The 17,777-nt window shown below is 60.2% G+C and carries 15 protein-coding genes, 1 tRNA gene, 1 rRNA gene and 1 pseudogene; 7 read left to right on the top strand and 11 right to left on the bottom strand.

Annotated features, from left to right (window positions below):
* Positions 1–51: 51 nt before the first annotated feature.
* Positions 52–1,083 carry a sugar ABC transporter substrate-binding protein gene (locus CCK88_RS00075; protein WP_086468531.1) on the bottom strand — a complete coding sequence of 344 codons (1,032 nt, stop codon included), beginning with the start codon at positions 1,081–1,083 and terminating at the stop codon, positions 52–54.
* Here CCK88_RS00075 and CCK88_RS18820 point away from each other — a divergent pair.
* Positions 1,025–1,459, top strand: a pseudogene (locus CCK88_RS18820) (winged helix-turn-helix domain-containing protein); the annotation flags it as partial. The gene CCK88_RS00075 and the pseudogene CCK88_RS18820 sit on opposite strands and share 59 nt — an antisense overlap.
* A gap of 54 nt (positions 1,460–1,513) precedes the next feature.
* Entirely contained in the window at positions 1,514–2,464 is a 951-nt protein-coding gene (locus tag CCK88_RS00070; RefSeq protein ID WP_244557484.1) for an ROK family protein, read from the top strand.
* A 3-nt stretch (positions 2,465–2,467) separates the two neighbouring features.
* On the opposite strand, the gene CCK88_RS00065 is transcribed toward CCK88_RS00070, so the two are convergent.
* From CCK88_RS00065 to CCK88_RS00035, 7 genes are all read right to left on the bottom strand, one after another.
* The gene (locus CCK88_RS00065; RefSeq protein WP_086468530.1) at positions 2,468–3,526 is read right to left on the bottom strand and encodes an ABC transporter ATP-binding protein; all 1,059 of its coding nucleotides are present in this window, start codon (positions 3,524–3,526) and stop codon (positions 2,468–2,470) included.
* A 12-nt stretch (positions 3,527–3,538) separates the two neighbouring features.
* Positions 3,539–5,743 (bottom strand): glycoside hydrolase family 2 protein, encoded by a 2,205-nt coding sequence (locus CCK88_RS00060; RefSeq protein WP_086468529.1) that lies wholly within the window; start codon positions 5,741–5,743, stop codon positions 3,539–3,541.
* Between the two features lie 8 nt (positions 5,744–5,751).
* Entirely contained in the window at positions 5,752–6,570 is an 819-nt protein-coding gene (locus tag CCK88_RS00055; RefSeq protein WP_086468528.1) for a carbohydrate ABC transporter permease, read from the bottom strand.
* The gene (locus CCK88_RS00050; RefSeq protein ID WP_244557392.1) at positions 6,567–7,457 is read right to left on the bottom strand and encodes a carbohydrate ABC transporter permease; all 891 of its coding nucleotides are present in this window, start codon (positions 7,455–7,457) and stop codon (positions 6,567–6,569) included. The genes CCK88_RS00055 and CCK88_RS00050 overlap by 4 nt, the downstream gene beginning before the upstream one ends.
* Before the next feature lie 105 nt (positions 7,458–7,562).
* On the bottom strand, positions 7,563–8,837 hold the full coding sequence (locus tag CCK88_RS00045; protein WP_210189887.1) for an ABC transporter substrate-binding protein: 1,275 nt from the start codon (positions 8,835–8,837) through the stop codon (positions 7,563–7,565).
* Positions 8,838–8,943: 106 nt separating this feature from the next.
* Positions 8,944–9,933: a LacI family DNA-binding transcriptional regulator gene (locus CCK88_RS00040; RefSeq protein ID WP_086468527.1), complete on the bottom strand. Its 990-nt coding sequence runs from the start codon at positions 9,931–9,933 to the stop codon at positions 8,944–8,946.
* Positions 9,934–9,988: 55 nt separating this feature from the next.
* Entirely contained in the window at positions 9,989–12,424 is a 2,436-nt protein-coding gene (locus CCK88_RS00035; RefSeq protein ID WP_210189886.1) for an EAL domain-containing protein, read from the bottom strand.
* Between the two features lie 94 nt (positions 12,425–12,518).
* Between CCK88_RS00035 and CCK88_RS18175 the strand changes: the two genes are divergently transcribed.
* Together CCK88_RS18175 and CCK88_RS00030 are read left to right on the top strand one after the other, a co-directional pair.
* Positions 12,519–12,707, top strand: a complete 189-nt coding sequence (locus tag CCK88_RS18175) for a hypothetical protein (RefSeq protein WP_140048838.1) — start codon at positions 12,519–12,521, stop codon at positions 12,705–12,707.
* A gap of 55 nt (positions 12,708–12,762) precedes the next feature.
* Positions 12,763–12,836 (top strand) — tRNA-Gly (locus tag CCK88_RS00030).
* A 129-nt stretch (positions 12,837–12,965) separates the two neighbouring features.
* Here CCK88_RS00030 and CCK88_RS00025 read toward each other — a convergent pair.
* A complete protein-coding gene (locus tag CCK88_RS00025; protein WP_086468526.1) occupies positions 12,966–13,385 on the bottom strand; it encodes a DUF2267 domain-containing protein in 420 nt (139 codons plus the stop codon).
* 49 nt (positions 13,386–13,434) lie between these two features.
* Entirely contained in the window at positions 13,435–14,700 is a 1,266-nt protein-coding gene (locus CCK88_RS00020; protein ID WP_086468525.1) for an MFS transporter, read from the bottom strand.
* A 281-nt stretch (positions 14,701–14,981) separates the two neighbouring features.
* On the opposite strand from CCK88_RS00020, the gene CCK88_RS00015 reads away from it, so the two are divergent.
* From CCK88_RS00015 to CCK88_RS00005, 3 genes are read left to right on the top strand one after another with little or no spacing between them, the layout of a single operon-like run.
* On the top strand, positions 14,982–15,746 hold the full coding sequence (locus CCK88_RS00015; protein ID WP_086468524.1) for an ABC transporter permease: 765 nt from the start codon (positions 14,982–14,984) through the stop codon (positions 15,744–15,746).
* Between the two features lie 13 nt (positions 15,747–15,759).
* Entirely contained in the window at positions 15,760–16,791 is a 1,032-nt protein-coding gene (locus CCK88_RS00010; RefSeq protein ID WP_086468523.1) for an ABC transporter substrate-binding protein, read from the top strand.
* A complete protein-coding gene (locus tag CCK88_RS00005) occupies positions 16,788–17,597 on the top strand; it encodes an ABC transporter ATP-binding protein (RefSeq protein ID WP_086468522.1) in 810 nt (269 codons plus the stop codon). The genes CCK88_RS00010 and CCK88_RS00005 overlap by 4 nt, the downstream gene beginning before the upstream one ends.
* A gap of 97 nt (positions 17,598–17,694) precedes the next feature.
* Here the strand turns inward: CCK88_RS00005 and rrf are convergent.
* Positions 17,695–17,777 (bottom strand): 5S ribosomal RNA (rrf, locus tag CCK88_RS18860); the annotation flags it as partial.

The raw sequence follows: 17,777 nt of genomic DNA, 5'->3' as shown, positions 1-17,777 counted from the left end.
GTCGGTGCAGGGCCATTCACGGCCCTGCACTCATAAAAGCATCGCTCGGGATCAACCCCAGCAGAGAGATTCGCCTTCCGCGGTATCAATGGAGTCCACGCCTTCCACGGGCTGGTCGGTCACAAGCTTTACGCCCGTGTCGAAGAAGTCCTTGCCTTCCGTGGGTGCTGGCTTGGCGCCGTTGTCCGCCCAGGCCTTGATGGCCTCAACGCCGAGCGCTGCCATCTGGAGGGGGTATTGCTGCGAGGTTGCACCGATCACGCCGTCCTTGACGTTTGCAACGCCGGGACAACCGCCATCCACGGAGACAATGGTTACGTCGTTCTCGCGACCGATGGACTTGAGCGCTTCGTATGCACCGGCTGCGGACGGCTCGTTGATGGTGTAGACCATGTTGATCATCGGATCCTTGGCGAGCAGGTTCTCCATTGCCTTGCGGCCACCCTCCTCGTTGCCGGCGGTGACGTCGTGGCCCACGATACGCGGGTCGGACTCATCGCCCCACTTGTTCGCATCGCCCACGTCGATGCCGAAACCGGTCAGGAAACCCTGATCGCGAAGAACGTCGACGCTGGGCTGGCTGACTGCGAGGTCTAGCATTGCAATCTTGGCATTCGCCGCTTCTGCGCCGAGCTTGCCCGCCGCCCACTTGCCGATCAGTTCACCGGCCAGGAAATTATCGGTAGCAAAGGTCGCGTCAGCCGCATCGATGGGATTGAGCGGCGTGTCGAGCGCGATAACCAAGAGGCCTGCATCGCGAGCCTTCTGAACTGACTGGACGATAGCGGAGGTGTCAGACGCAGCAATCAGGATCCCCTTGGCGCCATCGGCGATACAGGTCTCGATTGCAGCCACCTGGGTCTCGTGGTCGCCATCGATCTTGCCGGCGAAAGACTTGAGCGTGACGCCCAATTCGGCCGCCTTTGCCTCGGCGCCTTCTTTCATCTTGACGAAAAACGGATTGGTGTCGGTCTTGGTGATCAGGCACGCAGATACGGCGTCCTGCGCAAAAACCACAGACGGCATGGCAGCCGGCGCCATGGCGGCGACGCACAAAGCGGTGCCGATAAGCAGCTTCTTCATCTCTACTCTCCCGGTATGCAGGCCAATCGCGGCAGGGCTCCTCCCCTGCGGCTCCTCCGAGCCTGCTCATTTGACAAGGCCATCGTGTCGGGCTTTCAGGCCACCGTCAATATATAAATCTATTTTATTTATTTATTTTGACTCGCGCATCTTTCGCGCTGCTGGACGTGTCTCTATGGTGCGCCGCATGGGAGAACCAGTTATCCGAAGCCTCAGTCGAGGCGTAAATCAGAGCGGGGTCAGGGACCACAACGAGCGGCTGCTTCTCACATTGCTGCAGCGCAATGGTCCTATGGCTGGAAGCGACCTCGCCCGCCTCGCAAACCTCTCGCCGCAAACAGTTTCAATCATCTTGAGAGAAATGGAGCGTGAGGGCCTTCTGGCGCGAGGAGCGCCGGTAAAAGGCAAGGTTGGCAAGCCCTCCGTTCCGATGAGTCTGGCCGAAGGGGGCGTCCTTTCCTTTGGGTGCAAGATCGGTCGCCGCAGCGCGGTCCTGTTGCTGGCCGACTTTCGCGGCACCGTCCGACACCAGCTTCAAACCACCTATCAATATCCCCTGCCCGGCCCGATCTTCGAATTCCTGCGCAAGGGCATTGCCGAGATTCTTGATCGGTGCAGCCCTTCCGAGCAGAAGCGCATCTGCGGCATTGGCATCGGCACGCCGTTCGAGCTCTGGAAATGGAATGAGATCGTCGGTGCTCCGCCGGACGAATTCTCGTCATGGCGCGATATCGACATCGTCGCCGAGGTCAACACGTTCTCCGAGCTGCCCGTCTACATGGTCAACGATGCCACGGCAGGTTGCCAGGCGGAACACATTTACGGCCGCGGCAAAGAATTCCGCGACTATGCCTACTTCTTTATCGGAGCCTTCATTGGTGGTGGCATCGTCCTCAACCACTCGGTGTATCAGGGCTATCAGGGCAATGCCGGCGCATTGGGATCACTGCGGAGTTTCGGGCCACAGGGTGAAAGCCAGCAACTGATCGACACGGCCTCGATTCACCTGCTTGAGGCGCGCCTCGCCGAGAACGGTCACAACCCTGCAGAACTTTGGGTCCAGCCCCAGGATTGGGACCGGTATGCCCGTTTCGTCGAACCCTGGATCGGCCGCACGGCGCAGGAACTGGCGCGCGCCAGCCTTTCGGTCTGCGCCGTGATCGATTTCGAGGCGATCCTGATCGATGGGGCATTCCCCGCTGCGGTCAAGCAGGAGCTTGTCGACCGGACGAGGCGCTATCTCGTCAATCAGGATATGCGCGGACTGATCGCCCCAAGGGTCGAGGCGGCCACCGTGGGCTTCAATGCGCGCGCCATTGGGGCCGCGACGACACCGCTATTCGAGCGCTATTTCATGAACAGCGGCCAGTTGCTGCAGTAGGCTTCAGCGGATACGCCGTCCGTCGACGCCGAATACAAGTGCGTCCGCCGGATCAAACCTGGCGGCGTGACGATCGCCTTTCTTGAGCAAGCGATTATTGTCGGTGGCTATGGTCAGGAGTTCCGCACCCTTGTCGCGGGCGTAGGCATAGGTTTCCCCGCCCAGGTGCTCGACGATTTCCACCGTCACGTCGAGCGAAGCACTGCCTTCGTCGGTGAAATGCTCAGGGCGTATGCCCACGGTCACCGTTTCACCGGCTGTGAGCTGGACCGGTGACGGGATGACCTGCCCAGGGAAGTCGACGAGCCGGATGCCGCTGCCCTCAGCCGTGCCCTTGAGGAAGTTCATCTTGGGCGAACCGATAAAGCCGGCAACGAAGATATTGTCGGGATTGTCATAGAGCTCGAGTGGCGAACCGACCTGCTCAATCAGGCCGTCGCGCAGGACAACGATCTTGTCGGCCAGGGTCATGGCTTCAACCTGATCGTGGGTCACGTAAATGATCGTGGTCTGGAGCTCCTGATGGAGCCGGGCAATCTCGATGCGCATGTGCACGCGCAGTTCCGCGTCGAGATTGGACAGCGGCTCGTCGAAAAGGAACACCTCCGGATGGCGAACGATGGCACGTCCGATGGCGACACGCTGGCGCTGGCCGCCTGACAACTGTCCCGGGCGACGATCAAGCAATGGCCCGAGTTCCAGGATACGCGCGGCTTCTGCAACCCGCTGTTCGATCTCCGCCTTCGGCGCGCCAGCAAATTTCAGCGCGAAGCCCATATTCTCCCGCACGGTCATATGCGGATAGAGGGCGTAGGTCTGGAAGACCATGGCGATGCCGCGCTGCGATGGATCGATATCGTTGACCCGCTTGTCGCCAATGAAAAGATCACCGCTGGAAATCTGCTCCAGGCCGGCAATCATGCGGAGCAAGGTGGACTTGCCGCAGCCCGATGGGCCGACGAAGACCACGAACTCCTTGTCGGCGATCTCAAGATCCACGCCCTTGATGACCTGGACGGACCCGAAGGACTTCTTGACGTTGGTCAGCTTCAATCCGGACATGGAAAGGTTTCCTCAGCTTGCGGAGAGAGTTGAGACAGCGCGCCCCAGGCGGTCGCTGGTGACGGTGACGGTGACCGAGCCCTTGCCTGTCGAGCGGAGCCAGAAGCCGGTCGAGCCGGCCCGCAGCGGAACCAGACCTGGCCCGAGACGCTCGGCGGCGCCCGAAACCTCGACTGACACGGGTTCGGGGAAGAATGGCAACTTCTTGCCGGACTGATCCAGGGCCCGGATCATCACACGCACGGTATCGCCATCGGCGCCGATTTCGGTCACATCCGGTTCGACCTGCAGTTCGTGTGCGATCGGGTCAGCTATGAAGTTGACCGTCTTGACGACCTTACCGTCGACATAGCCGGTGACAGTGGCATCCTCCCAGCTCATGCCCCAGAGCCCGAGCTCCTCGTCGGTCAGGTGTGCGCGGGTGATGACGACGGGCGCATGCGGCAGGTGCGGAAACTTTTCGCGATCAGGCCTGAAGCGCTTGGGAGCGTTCTTGCCGTAAGTCAGCTCGACCTCATCGCAATTGGTGAGGATCATCAGTGGCAGCACGCCGCCGATGTTGCGCTCACCACGGGCCCAGAAAGTGACCGGCTTGAGAATGACTTCGTCTTCGGGGTCGCACTGGCTGATATAGGCATAGGCAGCAAATTTGGGCTCGCGGAACATGTCCATGACGCCATGGTGGCAGATGCGGTCGCCGGAGCCGAAGTCCTTGTGCGTGTTGTAGTCGAAAGCGCACCAGCCAATGCAGCCGGCTATTTGCGGATCGCCATAAGCCGCGTTCATGACTTCGAGGTGCCGCAGCACATGTTCAGCCTGACGCTGTTCCTGATCCCAGGACTTCGTCGGGTACATGTGCCCGCCATATTCGGTGATCATGTAGGGCACGATGCGATGAAGACCGGTCACTTCCTGCTGCGGCCTGAGGGGCGTGCGCGGGCGATTACCACCCCATTCCTCGTTGCCGAGGATGAAGTCGTTCATCGTATAGACGTCTTCGAGCAGTTCGCTGTCGGTGATGTAGCGCACGCCGCCGGTCGAGCGGGTCGAGTCCAGCTCATGCGCCAGCTTGTTGGTGCGAACATAAAAATCGTGGTCGTCCTGCGACTCGTTGATGCGCACGCCCCAGATGACGATGGAGGGGTGGTTCCAGTCACGGGTGATCATGCGCCGAACGTTTTCGACGCTTTCATCTTTCCAGCTCTCTCCGCCTATATGCTGCCAGCCCGGAATTTCCTCAAATACCAGGAGGCCGAGCTCGTCGCAGCGGTCGAGGAAATAGTGGCTTTGCGGATAGTGCGAGGTGCGCACCATGTTGAGCTTGAGCTCGCGCTTGAGGATTTCGGCGTCGCGTTCCTGAGCCGACTTGCCCAGGGCATAACCGACATAGGGAAACGACTGGTGGCGATTGAGGCCACGGAGCTTCAACACCTTGCCGTTGAGCATGAAGCCCTCGGTGGTGAATTCGGCGGTGCGGAAACCGAAACGGAAAGTGGCTTCGTCCTGTCCGGCTGATGTGTCCAGCTTGAGCGACAGGGTGTAAAGCGCGGGATTGTTCAGGTCCCAGAGCTCTATCTTGGTCAGGTCATCAAAGGCGATCGACACGGCCGCGCCGGTGACCTCTACCGATAGCGGAGCGCCGACCAGCTCTCCGGATGCATCGAGTATCTGCGCATCCATCGCACCCTTGAGGGGCAGGTTTTGCGGGTTGGCCAGGGTAACGCGGGCGGTCACCGACTTTCTATCGGCAAGCGCGTTGGGGGTCTCGATCTTCGCATTTTCGATAAACACCGGCGCAGTTATGCGCAGCCATGCCTCGCGATAGATGCCGGCGTAGGTGAGATAGTCGATCTGCCCACCGAAGGGCGGGATTTCGGGGTTTTCGCTGCCGTCGATGGTAACGGTAAGAACATTCTCGCCTGGTTCGAGACGATCGGTGAGGCGCGCTTCGAAAGGCGTATAGCCATCCTTGTGGGCAGCGACTTCGAAGCCGTTGAGGCTCACCTTTGCATTGGCCATGGCGCCGTCGAACACCACAGAAACGTCCTTGCCATGCCAAGTTGCATCGGCAGTGAAGCGCTTCTCGTAGGTGAAGACACGCTGATACGCCTTCTCGTCGAAATAGGTGAAGGGCAGTTCCACCGCCGTATGCGGCAGGCGGACGGTGTCCTTGCCTTCGAACAGCCAGCCAGAATTGAAATCGATAAGGGGACGCATGGATAACTCTATTTGACGGCCCCCAGCATGCCTTCGACGAAGCGACGCTGGAGCAGGAAGAAGATAATGAGGGTGGGCAAGGTCGCAAAAATCGCACCGACCATGACGACGCCGAAATCAGGCGTGTAGGCAGATGTGAGACCGGCGACCACGAGGGTCAGGGTCTTCATCTCATTGGTCTGCAGCACAATCAGCGGCCAAAGGTAGTTGTTCCAATTGGTCATGAAGACGATGATGGTCGCCGCCGCGTAGGTCGAGCGCATCACCGGCATGTAGACGAACAGGAAAATCTGCCATTCCTTGAGACCATCGATGCGTGCGGCATCGCGCAACTCGTGCGGAAATGCCTTCGTGGCCTGACGGAAGTAGAAGACGATGAAGATCGACGCCACGGTGGGCAGGATGATTGCCTGATAGGTGTTAATCATCTTGAGGTTCGCCATCATGATGAAAAGCGGAACCATGAGCGCGGCAAACGGGATCGACAGCATCAGCAAGAGCCCGCCGAAGATCTTCTCGCGGAAGCGACTGCGGAACATCTCGAAGCCATAGCCTGCCAACGACGACACGAGCAGCGTCAGTGCGGTCCCCACTCCTGCAATGAAGAAGGAGTTGAAGAGGATACGCGGCATGTCCACCGAGCTGAAAAAGTTGACGGCGTTGGTCCAGAGCGCACTGCCCGGCGTCACCTTGCCCTTGATGATCTCGGCCGAGGTGTTTGTTGCGCCCACAACCATCCAGAAGAATGGGAAGACCGAAACAAAAGCTGCGAGAAGCAGGAGAGCGTATGTCGCGGCGCGGCCGACGAGAGCGATGGGGTTGCTCATGTGCGGCGCTCCCGGGCAGCCAGGAACTGGATCAGGGTCATAATGCCCACCAGGACCACGATCACGTAGGACACGGTCGAGGCGTAGCCAAAGCTCGGCATGAACTTGAAGCTCAGATTGAAGATGTAGAGCGACAGGGTGAGCGTCGAGTCCGATGGGGCGCCAGGCGTGGACGGGATGAGGTTGGGCTCGTCAAACAGCTGCAGCGTACCGATGGTGGAGATGACGGTTGTAAAAAGGATCACGGGCTTGAGCATCGGCACGGTGATGTACCAGAAGCGCGCCCAGGCGGGGACACCGTCGATCTTGGCGGCCTCATAGATCGAACGATCGATGTTCTGCATGGCCGCGAGGTAGAAGATCATGTTGTAGCCGGTCCAGCGCCAGGTGATGGCACTGATGATCACGACCTTGGCCCAGAAGGGATCGGCCATCCACGGAATGGGGCCAGAGATGATGTGCAGACCCATCAGCATCTGATTGATGATGCCGTCTTGGGCAAACATGGAGCGGAAGACCACGGAATAGGCGACGAGCGAGGTCACACAGGGCAGAAAGATCGCGGTCCTGAACCAGCTCCGGCCCCAGAGCTTGCTGTCATTGAGCGCATTGGCGAACAACAACGCCAGCACCAGCATGATCGGCACCTGGATGGCCAGGAAGATCAGGGTATTGGTGAGGGCCCGGATGAAAACCGGATCCTGCGTGAGGCGGATTATGTTGGTAAACCCGCCAAAGCTGAGGTTCATGCCGCGTCCGACCTGGAAGCTCATCCAGAGCGACCAGATGATCGGATAGATCATGAAGACGCCCAGGAGGACCAGCGCCGGCAGCACAAACAGCCAGCCACTCACCTGCGCGGAGCGCTCATATCCCGATTTCGCCACACCAACCTCCAAATGCCGGAGCCAAAAATCGCCGATGACCCCCGCGCGTCAGCACGAGGGTCTCGGGGAGGCCGAAGACGGCAAGCCGCCTTCGGTGATCCGTTGTTACTGGACCTGCTGGTTGACCTGGGCTTCGATCGCCGCAGCGATCTCGTCGATGTTGCCACCGCTGGTCAGGGCCGGGATCTGCGCCACGACAGCCGCATCGGCTTCGTTGGTGAAGATGCCGTAGTTGACGGCCGGGATGGCTGCGAGCCAATCGGAGAAGTGCTGCCAGACGGGCGCCCCACCGAAGAAATCGTCGTTAGCCGAGTAAGCCTCGCCTTCACGAGCGGCCAGCAGCGAGCCGACGGCGCCCTGATTGACCAGGATTTCCTGATAGAAGTTCACGTCCTGAGCCCAGACGGTATTGAGGAAGTCGATGGCCTCTTCCTTGTTCGGAGCGGAGGACATGACATACCAGCTCGAGCCGCCGAGGTTGGATGCGTTGGTTGCACCCTCAACACCGTCAAGAGCCGGAATGGGGGCAACGCCCCACTTGCCGGACTGGTCGGCATTGGCCTTGATCGTGCCCGTCATCCACACACCTGTGACGGTGCCGACGGTATCACCCGAGGTGAACGACCCGGTGTATTCGGTCCAGCCGGCGACCGGCTTGGTGATGCCTGATGCAATGAGATCCTGGTAGGTCTTCAGAGCGGCCTTGAACACGTCGTTATTAGCAATGTTCACGCTGCCATCGGCATTGAAGTACCAGGAGCCTGCGGACTGCATCATGATGCGGAAGATACCAGCATCATTGGGATCGATCGGGAACATGATCTGCCCGGTCTTTTCCTTGATGTCCTTGCCGATCTCGATCATGCGGCTCCAGGTGATGCCTTCGAGGTCCGCGGCAGTGTAGCCGGCCTCTTCCAGGATATCGGAGCGGTAAAACAGGCCAGTCACACCGGAGTCGAAGGGCAGCGAATAGCCCTGACCATTTAGCGTGGCGAGCTCAACCTTGTAAGGTGCGAAGCCTGAGAGATCGATCTTGTCGGAGAGGGGCTCGAACGCGCCCGGGAACGACTGCAGGTACTTCTGTGCACCGTAGTCTTCGATCAGCACGATGTCGGGCAGACCATCGGTGGTGCCGGAGGCCAGCTGCGCCTGCAACTTGGTCTCGAGGTCGGCCTTGGCGAAGTCGACCACGGTGACGGTGGTATCCGGATGGTTGGCCTTATAGATTTCGGCAGCCTTGTTCATGGTGGCGCCGTTGAAGTTCGGGTCCCAAGCCCATACGGTGATTTCGCCAGCATAGGCGGCGGTAACGGTCATGGCAGAGACGCTGGCCAGAACGATGGCGAGCGAACGCTTGAGGCCGGTAGACATGCGGGTCATTGCTAATCCTCCCAATTGGGTGTTTCCTTCTCACCCTGAGAGCAGACTAATATGACTTTTGAGCCGGGCGCAAGAATTTCAGTAAATTTTTACTGCGAAAAATTTACTACGCGGTTTCACCCGGCATAACGCGCGTACTGGCGCGCCATACGATCCGCGATGCCAGATTGATCTGCTTGGCCAATTCCCGTCCGCCAACGCGTTCGAGCAACAGTTCGACCGCAGCCTCGCCAATCTCCTCGGCCGGCAAATGCACGGTCGTGAGAGGCGGATTAAGGAATTGCGCGACCGAGATATCGTTGAAACTCGCGACGCCAATATCCTGCGGGATCGATAGGCCCGCTTCGTGCAAGGCGCGGTATACGCCAATGGCCATGGAGTCGTTGAAGGTGACGATGGCGTCGAACGGGCGACGCTGCGCGATGATGTCGCGGGTCAGGCGGTAGCCACCCTCCTCGGTGTTGTCACCACTACGGAACAGCCGGTCATCGAACCATCCAGCAGCAGTCATCCACTGTACGAAGGCCTGGGCGCGCCGATCTCCCCAGCCGATATAGGCGATCCGCCGATAACCACGCTGGGCGAGCGCTGCCAGCAGCTTCTCCATGGCGGCACGCAGATCGGCGGAAACTGAGTCGATCTGGTCATCGTAGGGCACGTGATCGGCAAAGACGATCTGGCGCGAATTGCGGTGCAGCCAATCGGTCTCGTCCTCATCGTGGCGGCCGATGACGATGGTGCCCGATGCCTCCTGAAGCAGCTTCGCATCGGGCTTGGCATCGGTGTGATAGACCTTCACCGTCTCGATCTTCAGAGCCGCGCAGCGGCGCTCGATGCCGAGACGCAAGGCAACGTAGTAAGGATCGACAAGCTCGCGTTCGGGCGCCAGGAAATGCACCAATGCGACTTTGGTCAAGCCTTGCTGGTTGGCGCGGGCACGGTTGCGAGGCGTTGCATAGTTAAGCGCTTCGGCCGTCTCGATGATCGCCTGGCGCTTTCGATTGGAGATCGAAAGGGTCGAGTCGTAGTTGAGAACACGGGACACCGTGGCGCTCGAAACGCCCACAGCAGCCGCTATTTCTTTGATCGTTACCATGGCCGCACGCTACTTCCCGGCGCAGCGCATGGTCAACTTAAATGCCGAAACAGCCTCAGGCTCGCATCCCCAGCTCAAGTCGGTCACTCCAGTCGATGGCGCCGGGACGTCCCAACAGGAAGCCCTGCGCTTCCGTACAGCCTTCCTTGCGCAGAACGTCGAGTTGCGCGCTCGTCTCGACGCCTTCTGCCAGAACCGGGACGGAGAGGCTGCGACCCAGCGCGAGTATGGCGCGGACGATGGCCTTGGACTGCTCGTTGCTCTCGACTTCGCTCATGAACGACCGATCGAGCTTGATCTTGTCGAATGGGAAGGCGCGCAAGGTTTCGAGCGATGAATATCCAGTGCCGAAATCGTCAATGGCGATGGATACGCCGAGCGCCTTAATCTGGCGCAGGATATGCAGCGCGCGCTGCTTGTCGCCAATGATGGATGTCTCGGTGACTTCGAGCTCGAGGCGATGCGGCGCAAGTCCGGACATCAGCAACGTGTTGCGAACGGTAGCGATCAGCTCGATCTGCGAGAGTTGCAGACCGGAGACGTTGACGGCGATCTTGAACGGCTCGGGCCATGACGCCGCCTCGAGACACGCCACCTTGAGAACCCAGACGCCGATGGCGTTGATGGCCCCACACTCTTCGGCCACCGGAATGAAGTCCGCCGGCGACACTTCGCCATATCCGGGCCGGTTCCAACGGAGCAGCACTTCGTAGCCGGTGATCTCGCTGGTCGCGACGGACTTTTGCACTTGATAGGCAAGGTGGAAGCCGTCATTCTCGACGGCAGTCCACAGATCACGCGCCATGTCGCGGCGTTCGCGCGCCTGCTCGTCCATGTCCCGCTCATAGTAGCAGATGCGCCGATCGAATTCGGCTTTTGCCCGATACATGGCAAGATCGGCATTGCTCATCAGCTTGGAAATATCGCGCCCATCATCGGGCCACACAGCGACGCCGATGCTGCCGCCCGTAGCTATTGTGATGCCGTCGTTGTCGACCGGACGCGTCAAGGCTTCTTCCAGTCGTCCCAGGAAGTCACGCAGACCATCCATGCTGGCGAAGACCTTGATGGCAGCGAACTCGTCGCCGCCCAGGCGCGCAACGGTTTCCCCTTCGCGCAGAACAGCATTGAAGCGACTGGCGAGCGTCTTCAGCACAAGGTCGCCGGCGGCGTGTCCGTGGTTGTCGTTGATTTCCTTGAAGTGATCGAGGTCGATCGCGATGATCGCTACTTTGCCGCGAACCTCGCCTGCCTTCTCAAGCGCCAATTCGAAAGATTCGTGATAGCGCGCCCGGTTGGGAAGGCCGGTCAAACCATCATGCCTCGCCAAGTGAGCGATGGCGCGCTGCGAGCGGTGCCGCTCGGTAATGTCGTCTACGGTCGTCACCCAGGAGCCATCGCCCACCGGGCTATGGCTCACCTGGAGGACCCTGTCTTCGGCAAAGGGTATGACGATTTCACCGCCGCCAGCGATCAGCGGCCCGTGGGTTGCCAAGGTCGCTTCGACGCGTTCGTCGACCAGTTCCGGCACTATACCCGCGGCGACGATGGTTCTTCGGCACGTTTCACGAAAGCTCGACCCGGTAAGATCGTTCGCGGCATCCATGCCCAGCAATGACGGAAACCGCTGGTTGTAAAGCTGCAGGCGTCCATCGGCGCCGTAAAGCCCCAGACCCTGCGCCATGTGCGTCATAGCCAGCTCGAGCTTCTGCGTCACAGCAAGGATTTGAGCAGCGTCGCGCAATTCGCGTTCCTGTTCGCGTTGGGTGCGGCGACGATCCGCTTCGTCCAGCACCGAACTCCCGAGTGCCAGGCCAAGGAGGATCAGCGAAATCACCGTGAGCAGGATCGACATCCAGAACCCGTTGAGCTCGCCATCGGCCAGCAACGGAAAGCAGAGAGTGAAATCGGCGGCGGCCATGGCGGTGAAATGCATGGCGCAGATAGCCAATGTAAGCAGCAGGGCGCCGCTCAGCGTACGTCGGATATTGCCACCCATGCCAGTCGTGAAGGCAAGGCCGCCCAAAACTATCCCTGCAAGGATGGACAGCGAAACCAACGCCGGATTCCATTGCAGCCGGCCGCCCATGATCAGCGACGCCATGCCGATATAGTGCATCGACGAGATGGCAAGACCCACCACGGCGCCACCAAGGAACTGATCGCGCCGGTTCTCGCCACGAATGGCCATCGCGATGCCGGTGCCGCACACAACAATAGCGACAAGCATGGAAAGAAGCGTGAGGCCGAGGTCGTAGTGCAGGGTAAACCCGGGGCGGTATGCCAGCACGGCGACGAAGTGGGTTGCCCAGATACCAAAACCGACTGCTGCAGCCGCAACGCCGGTCCAGACATTTCGCATGTGTCCGCCGGCACGCCGGGCGTGACGCAGAAGGCCTATGCAGGCATACGAAGAAATCAGGCAAATCGCGGCGGCGAGCACGATCAGGCCAGGCTCGTGCGCCATGAAAAAGAAGTCGATGACCGCCAACGTAAATATCCTGATACAATCCGCATAAGTACGGCGAACATCAAGCTGCAAAGGTCATTACAGAAGCGTCACCAACCTCGCAGGGACCGTGAAGATGCGCAAAATCCGCGTGAACATCGCTAATAATTCGTCTTCGCACTCGCCCCCCAATGCAGGCAAAGACAATTCAGCCGACGCTGCCGACGCTTCAGGCACCGGGGCGGAAAGAGGTGCTGAAGGAAGCACGGAAGGCCTCAGCCTCGAAGACAAACAGCGTCAGGCCCAACAGCAACAGCAGCAATGATCGCACGTGCAGGCCGCTTGACGGTCGATCCGATTTCCAGCATCTAGAGACCGTCGCGGGTGTAGCTCAATGGTAGAGCAGAAGCTTCCCAAGCTTACGACGAGGGTTCGATTCCCTTCACCCGCTCCATCCATATCTCTCGGTAACCAAGGACCGTCGGCCGATTTGCCTTGCGCTCAGGCGGACGCTTCGGGTGCTGCTTTGACGTTGTCGGCCTGGCCGCGCAGAGCGTGAGCTGCTCAACGATTGTCTGGCGCCTCACAGTCCGTCCCACAGGTCCTGCAATGGATATGGCAGGACCTTGCGCAATTGGGCAGCTTCAAAAGGTTCGCTTTCGGTTTTGATTACCCAAAGCACGTCACCGGAAATGTTTTCCGGCATGTGGATATGGGGCAGCAGCCTTTGCGCCAGGGCCGTCTCGAATTCGCCGAGCGACACGCAGGGCACAGGCGGGGCTGGCAGCCAGTCCTGATAGAATACACCGCGCTGGACGGCGGGCAGGCGATTACCAAAACGAGCGATGTCGTCGACGCTCAAGCGCGCTCTGATTTCGTGCAGAAAACCGCGCAAGCAGGCAAATGCGATATTGTTGGTTTCCAGCAGTGCTCGTTGTTTCAACGCATCCTGCCATCGCGCAATGCTTTGGTTGGCATATTTGACGTCGCGAGGATTTGTCATTTTGGTGCTCTCACTCCAACGCTCCACCGTTCCACGTTGCGCGTTCCACCTAGCCAGCCGAATTCGCGTCGCTGATCGAAGCCCCGCGAAAAGGGGACGCAAGCAATGCCAAGCCGGTTCCGATCATGATGGCGCCCGCAAGTGAAAGCGTTGGGCCTGTTCCGATCCGGGTCGCGACCCAGCCCCCGAGCGGCGCGGCGACCGCGATTAAGCCCCAGTTGATGGAACGGATCGTTGTGTTCATGCGCCCGCGCAACGCCGAAGGCGTCAGCGTATTGCGCAGAGTCATCTCGAGCGGGCCGCGCATTCCAAGCCCGAAGCCGTAGATGAACTGTGCCGCGCATAGTATCGGCAAAGCAAAATCCATCTGTGAAAATGCAGCCAGAATCCACGCTGCACCCGTGATGAAATCAGCGCTCAGGATCGCAATCCCCCAGCCGATCCTGCGCGATATCGGCTCGGCCAATGCGGCTCCCGCAATACCAGCCAGACCGGCGCATGCCAGCGTCAAGCCAATCTGAGCCGGATTGAGGCCCAGGCTGGTCGCGTGGAAAACGAAAATCGTGCCCGCAATCGCGTTCCCGATGAACCAGAGATGGAGACACCAGGCATAGGGTGCGAGCAGACGGTGGCCATAGACCCAGGATATCCCCTCCCGAAGCTCCACAGCGAGCGACCGCGTTTGGGGCGGCACGTGCCGTGTGGGTTGGGGCACGCGCATCAACAGCAGCGCGGATGCGCCATAGGACAGGGCATTCGCGAGCAATGCCAGTGGCGCACCGACGGTGCGAACAAGCAACCCGCCGAGTAGGGGACCCAATGTTTGGGCGGCGGTGTAAGTCTGGCTCAATTTCACATTGCCCGCGGTCAGCAGCTCGGTCGGCAGCATGTCGGCCAGAAAGGACTGGTGGGCACCGCCTTGAAAGACCGCAGCAGTGCCGAGACCAAAGACAAGGGCTGCGAGCAAAATCGGGTTGAGGTGCCCCGTCATCGCCAGGGCGGCAATGAGCAGAAGCAAGGCGCAACTGATCAAATCCGCAGTGATCAGCAGCCGCTTTCTGGGCAGCCGGTCGATCACAACGCCGGCGGCAAGCCCGAACAACAGAGACGGAAGCCATTGCGCGGACCGGACCCAGCCGATCTCGAGCGGCCCGGCGCTCATCACGTCGATGAGCAGCAATTGAAGCGACAGTGTAAAAACGAAGATGCCGACATTGGAAAGGCTGTCCGCCAACCAAAATGCTGCGAAACCGGGATAGCCGAGCAGTCTTGGGAAGGTCGAGCGAGGGAAGTGATCGCGACTGGTCTTGGTCATGTCCCGTGCCGAATTGTGATTTTACGAAAGTAAACGGTCCCCGGCCAGAACGACAACCCCGGAGACAAATGCCGAGGCTGTCTGTCTCACTCGGAAGCCGTGCGCCAGGGCCTGAACAATTCCAAGGCTGTCCGATGTCGCGCCAAGCGGCTTGTACTCTGAGCCCACCCAGCCGTCGTAGACGGTAAACATGGGCGCTGAAAAAGGCTTGCACTGGACAAGGCGCACAACCCTTGCCACACCAGCCATGGCGCCTGCGGGCGTCGAGAACGGAGGTAAGCATGAGGCGAGAAGGAACGAGCGACACACTCACCGTCGCCTTGGCCCGCCTCGGCGTATTCGTCGTTCTCATCTGCCTGTGGTGGGTCGCGTCGCAGACAGTCAGTCGCAACCTGATCCCGACGCCGCTCGACACGGCTCTCGCCGCGGGACGTCTCTGGGCCGAGGGCAAATTGCCGGCGGCCCTGGGGACGAGCCTCACCACCTATCTCGGTGGCGTCACGATTGCGGTGGCGGTGGGCCTGCCTCTCGGCGTCCTCATGGGAGCCTTCGGGCTTCTGGGTCGAACGCTTGAAATCTACATCTATGGTTTGGCAGCGACACCTCGTGTCGCCTTTATACCCCTGGTCATCGTGCTCCTCGGGCTCGGCCTCGAGGCCAAGCTCTTCATTGTGTTTTTAGGCGCCATCATGCCAATCGTCATCAATACCTACGCCGGCGTGCGACAGGCAGATGCGGATCTCGTGGAAATGGCGCGGTCGGTCGGCGCCGGACGTGCCCGCATCTTTCGCGCTATCGTCCTGCCCGGCGCAGTACCCTATATCCTTACGGGATTGCGCATTGGCGCCACGATCGGTCTCATCAACACGGTCGTCGCCGAACTCTACACCGCCGTGAGCGGCCTTGGCGGGCTGCTCGCACTCTATGGGAACAGTTTCCGCATGGCCGAGTATTTCGTCATCGTCCTGACGCTTGCCTGCGTCGGCGTCGTCGTCACCGAATTGCTCCGCCTGCTCGAAGCGCGCCTTACGCGCTGGTCAACCTGAAATGCGCTCTTCAATGTTCACCACATCCCTCAAAGCCTTGTTCATCGCCATTGTTGTGGCGTCTCTTGCGGCCGTGCCGGTGCTGGCGCAATCCGACCGGCCATTTCGGCTCATAGTGACGCATCTGGAGCCGCCGCTGGTCCCGAACTCCGTCATGGACCTGGCGGTTACACTGGGCTACTTCGAGCGCGAAGGCGTGGACGTTGAACTGGTGCGCGTCCAGCAGACACCGTCGGCACTGGCCGCGCTGCAGGCGGGCGAGGGCGAGATGGCCAATATCGGCGTCGACGCATTGCTGCTGGCCTATGCCTCGGGCGCCGATGACCTGAGGGCGGTGACGTCGCCGAACACCTCCCTGCCCTTCCTGATCGCGTCTAAGGACAACATAGCTGATGTCGCCGATCTCGCCGGTGCCCGCTTTGGTGTCGGACGGATCGGCAGCATCGATCATTCGCTATCCAACCTCGTGCTCACCGAACTGGGCGGCGACCTGGATGCATCACAGGTCGTCAGCCTCGGACAGCCGAATGTGCGGGCTCAGGCCCTGATTGCCGGACAGATCGACGCGACCACACTCTCGATCGGCACATGGGCATCCCTACCCGATATCACCGGCCTGCATATCCTTGTCGAAGCAGCGGACTATTACGCAGCCGCTCCGCTGGTAAACAAGGTGAATGTCGTTCCCCAGACCGTCCTCGACACCAGGTTCGACGAGGTGGTCGCAGTCGTCCGCGCGCTGATCCGCATCAGCCGTGACATGGCTGACGATCCGAAGAAATGGGTCGAGGCAATGGAACGCGTACTGCCCGGCACCGACAGGGCCCTTCTCGAGGGCCTTGCGCCCCGGTTTGCCACAAGCTGGGCCGTCAACGGCGGCATGAGTGCGCAAGATCTGCGGCAGACGTCAACCTGGATGCAGCAGACCGAGGACTTCTCTGCAATCTCGGTGCCCCCTCTCGCGGACTGGGCGGACTTTCGTGCCGTGGATGCGGCCTTGGCTACGCTGGGGATCGAGGACGGCCTGGATCGCGCCGATCGATGAGCGGCGCGCGCGGCAAGCCTCTCCGGTTCGAACGTGTCAGCAAGTCGTTCGCACTTCAGGGTGGCGGTTGCAAGAGGGCCGTGGACTCCCTGGAGCTCGACATCGGCGCCGGTGAGTTCGTAGCGATCGTGGGGCCGTCCGGCTGCGGGAAGAGTACCCTGCTTCGGCTTGCGGACGGTCTCATTGCGCCCGACACAGGTCGCGTCTCCGTCGACGGCTCAGAGCCTCGGCCGGGGCCGGACATCGGTTTTGTGTTCCAGAATTTTCGGCTCATTCCGTGGCGGACCGTTTCTGACAATGTCGGCTTCGCTCTTGAAGCCAGCATGAGAAGCACGTCTGAGCGCCGTCGCGCGGCCCTTGATGCGCTCGATCATGTCGGCCTTGCCGATTGGGCGGACCAATATCCCTCGCAACTGTCGGGCGGCATGCGGCAACGCGTTGCTCTTGCACGCGTCCTCGTCGGGAAACCTCAGATTTTGCTGATGGACGAACCCTTTGCCAGCCTCGATGCTCAGACACGCGAGTTCATGCAGGAAGATCTTGTGGCCCTCTGTGAACAAGCCAAACCCACGGTATTGTTCGTGACGCATAGTATCGACGAGGCCTTGCTGCTGGCCGACCGCGTTATCGTCATGGCTGAGGGGCGGGTGGTCAATGATATCGACGTCTCGCTTCCAAGACCGCGTTCGACCGCATCGGTTCAGACTGATCCGGCCTATGCAGGCATCCGGAATGCGTTGTGGCGGGAGGTTAAGGCGTTGGCTTTGGGACGAAGTGCCTTCGACCGAGCCACTGAAGCAACCTGATAGACGGCGCAGATCATCGTACAAACGCCAACGCCCCGTCTTTTGGACGGGGCGTTGGTGATTTTGGTATTGTGGAGAGGAAGTATGTTTTTGGCAGACCTTGCAGTGACCTACTCTCCCAAGTCTTGAGACTTAGTACCATTGGCGCGGAGGGATTTGACGGTCGAGTTCGGGATGGGA

Origin of the sequence: Devosia lucknowensis, from assembly GCF_900177655.1 — a bacterium.
In the GTDB taxonomy this organism is placed as follows: Bacteria; Pseudomonadota; Alphaproteobacteria; order Rhizobiales; family Devosiaceae; genus Devosia; species Devosia lucknowensis.
This window is presented reverse-complemented; position numbering and strand designations above follow the sequence as displayed.

Excerpts from the sequence above, each read along its gene's own strand:
- CCK88_RS00075 (WP_086468531.1), bottom strand. The coding sequence starts at position 1,083 with ATGAAGAAGCTGCTTATCGGCACCGCTTTGTGCGTCGCCGCCATGGCG.
- CCK88_RS00070 (WP_244557484.1), top strand. The coding sequence starts at position 1,514 with ATGAGTCTGGCCGAAGGGGGCGTCCTTTCCTTTGGGTGCAAGATCGGT.
- CCK88_RS00065 (WP_086468530.1), bottom strand. The coding sequence starts at position 3,526 with ATGTCCGGATTGAAGCTGACCAACGTCAAGAAGTCCTTCGGGTCCGTC.
- CCK88_RS00060 (WP_086468529.1), bottom strand. The coding sequence starts at position 5,743 with ATGCGTCCCCTTATCGATTTCAATTCTGGCTGGCTGTTCGAAGGCAAG.
- CCK88_RS00055 (WP_086468528.1), bottom strand. The coding sequence starts at position 6,570 with ATGAGCAACCCCATCGCTCTCGTCGGCCGCGCCGCGACATACGCTCTC.
- CCK88_RS00045 (WP_210189887.1), bottom strand. The coding sequence starts at position 8,837 with ATGACCCGCATGTCTACCGGCCTCAAGCGTTCGCTCGCCATCGTTCTG.
- CCK88_RS00040 (WP_086468527.1), bottom strand. The coding sequence starts at position 9,933 with ATGGTAACGATCAAAGAAATAGCGGCTGCTGTGGGCGTTTCGAGCGCC.
- CCK88_RS18175 (WP_140048838.1), top strand. The coding sequence starts at position 12,519 with ATGCGCAAAATCCGCGTGAACATCGCTAATAATTCGTCTTCGCACTCG.
- CCK88_RS00025 (WP_086468526.1), bottom strand. The coding sequence starts at position 13,385 with ATGACAAATCCTCGCGACGTCAAATATGCCAACCAAAGCATTGCGCGA.
- CCK88_RS00020 (WP_086468525.1), bottom strand. The coding sequence starts at position 14,700 with ATGACCAAGACCAGTCGCGATCACTTCCCTCGCTCGACCTTCCCAAGA.
- CCK88_RS00015 (WP_086468524.1), top strand. The coding sequence starts at position 14,982 with ATGAGGCGAGAAGGAACGAGCGACACACTCACCGTCGCCTTGGCCCGC.
- CCK88_RS00010 (WP_086468523.1), top strand. The coding sequence starts at position 15,760 with ATGTTCACCACATCCCTCAAAGCCTTGTTCATCGCCATTGTTGTGGCG.
- CCK88_RS00005 (WP_086468522.1), top strand. The coding sequence starts at position 16,788 with ATGAGCGGCGCGCGCGGCAAGCCTCTCCGGTTCGAACGTGTCAGCAAG.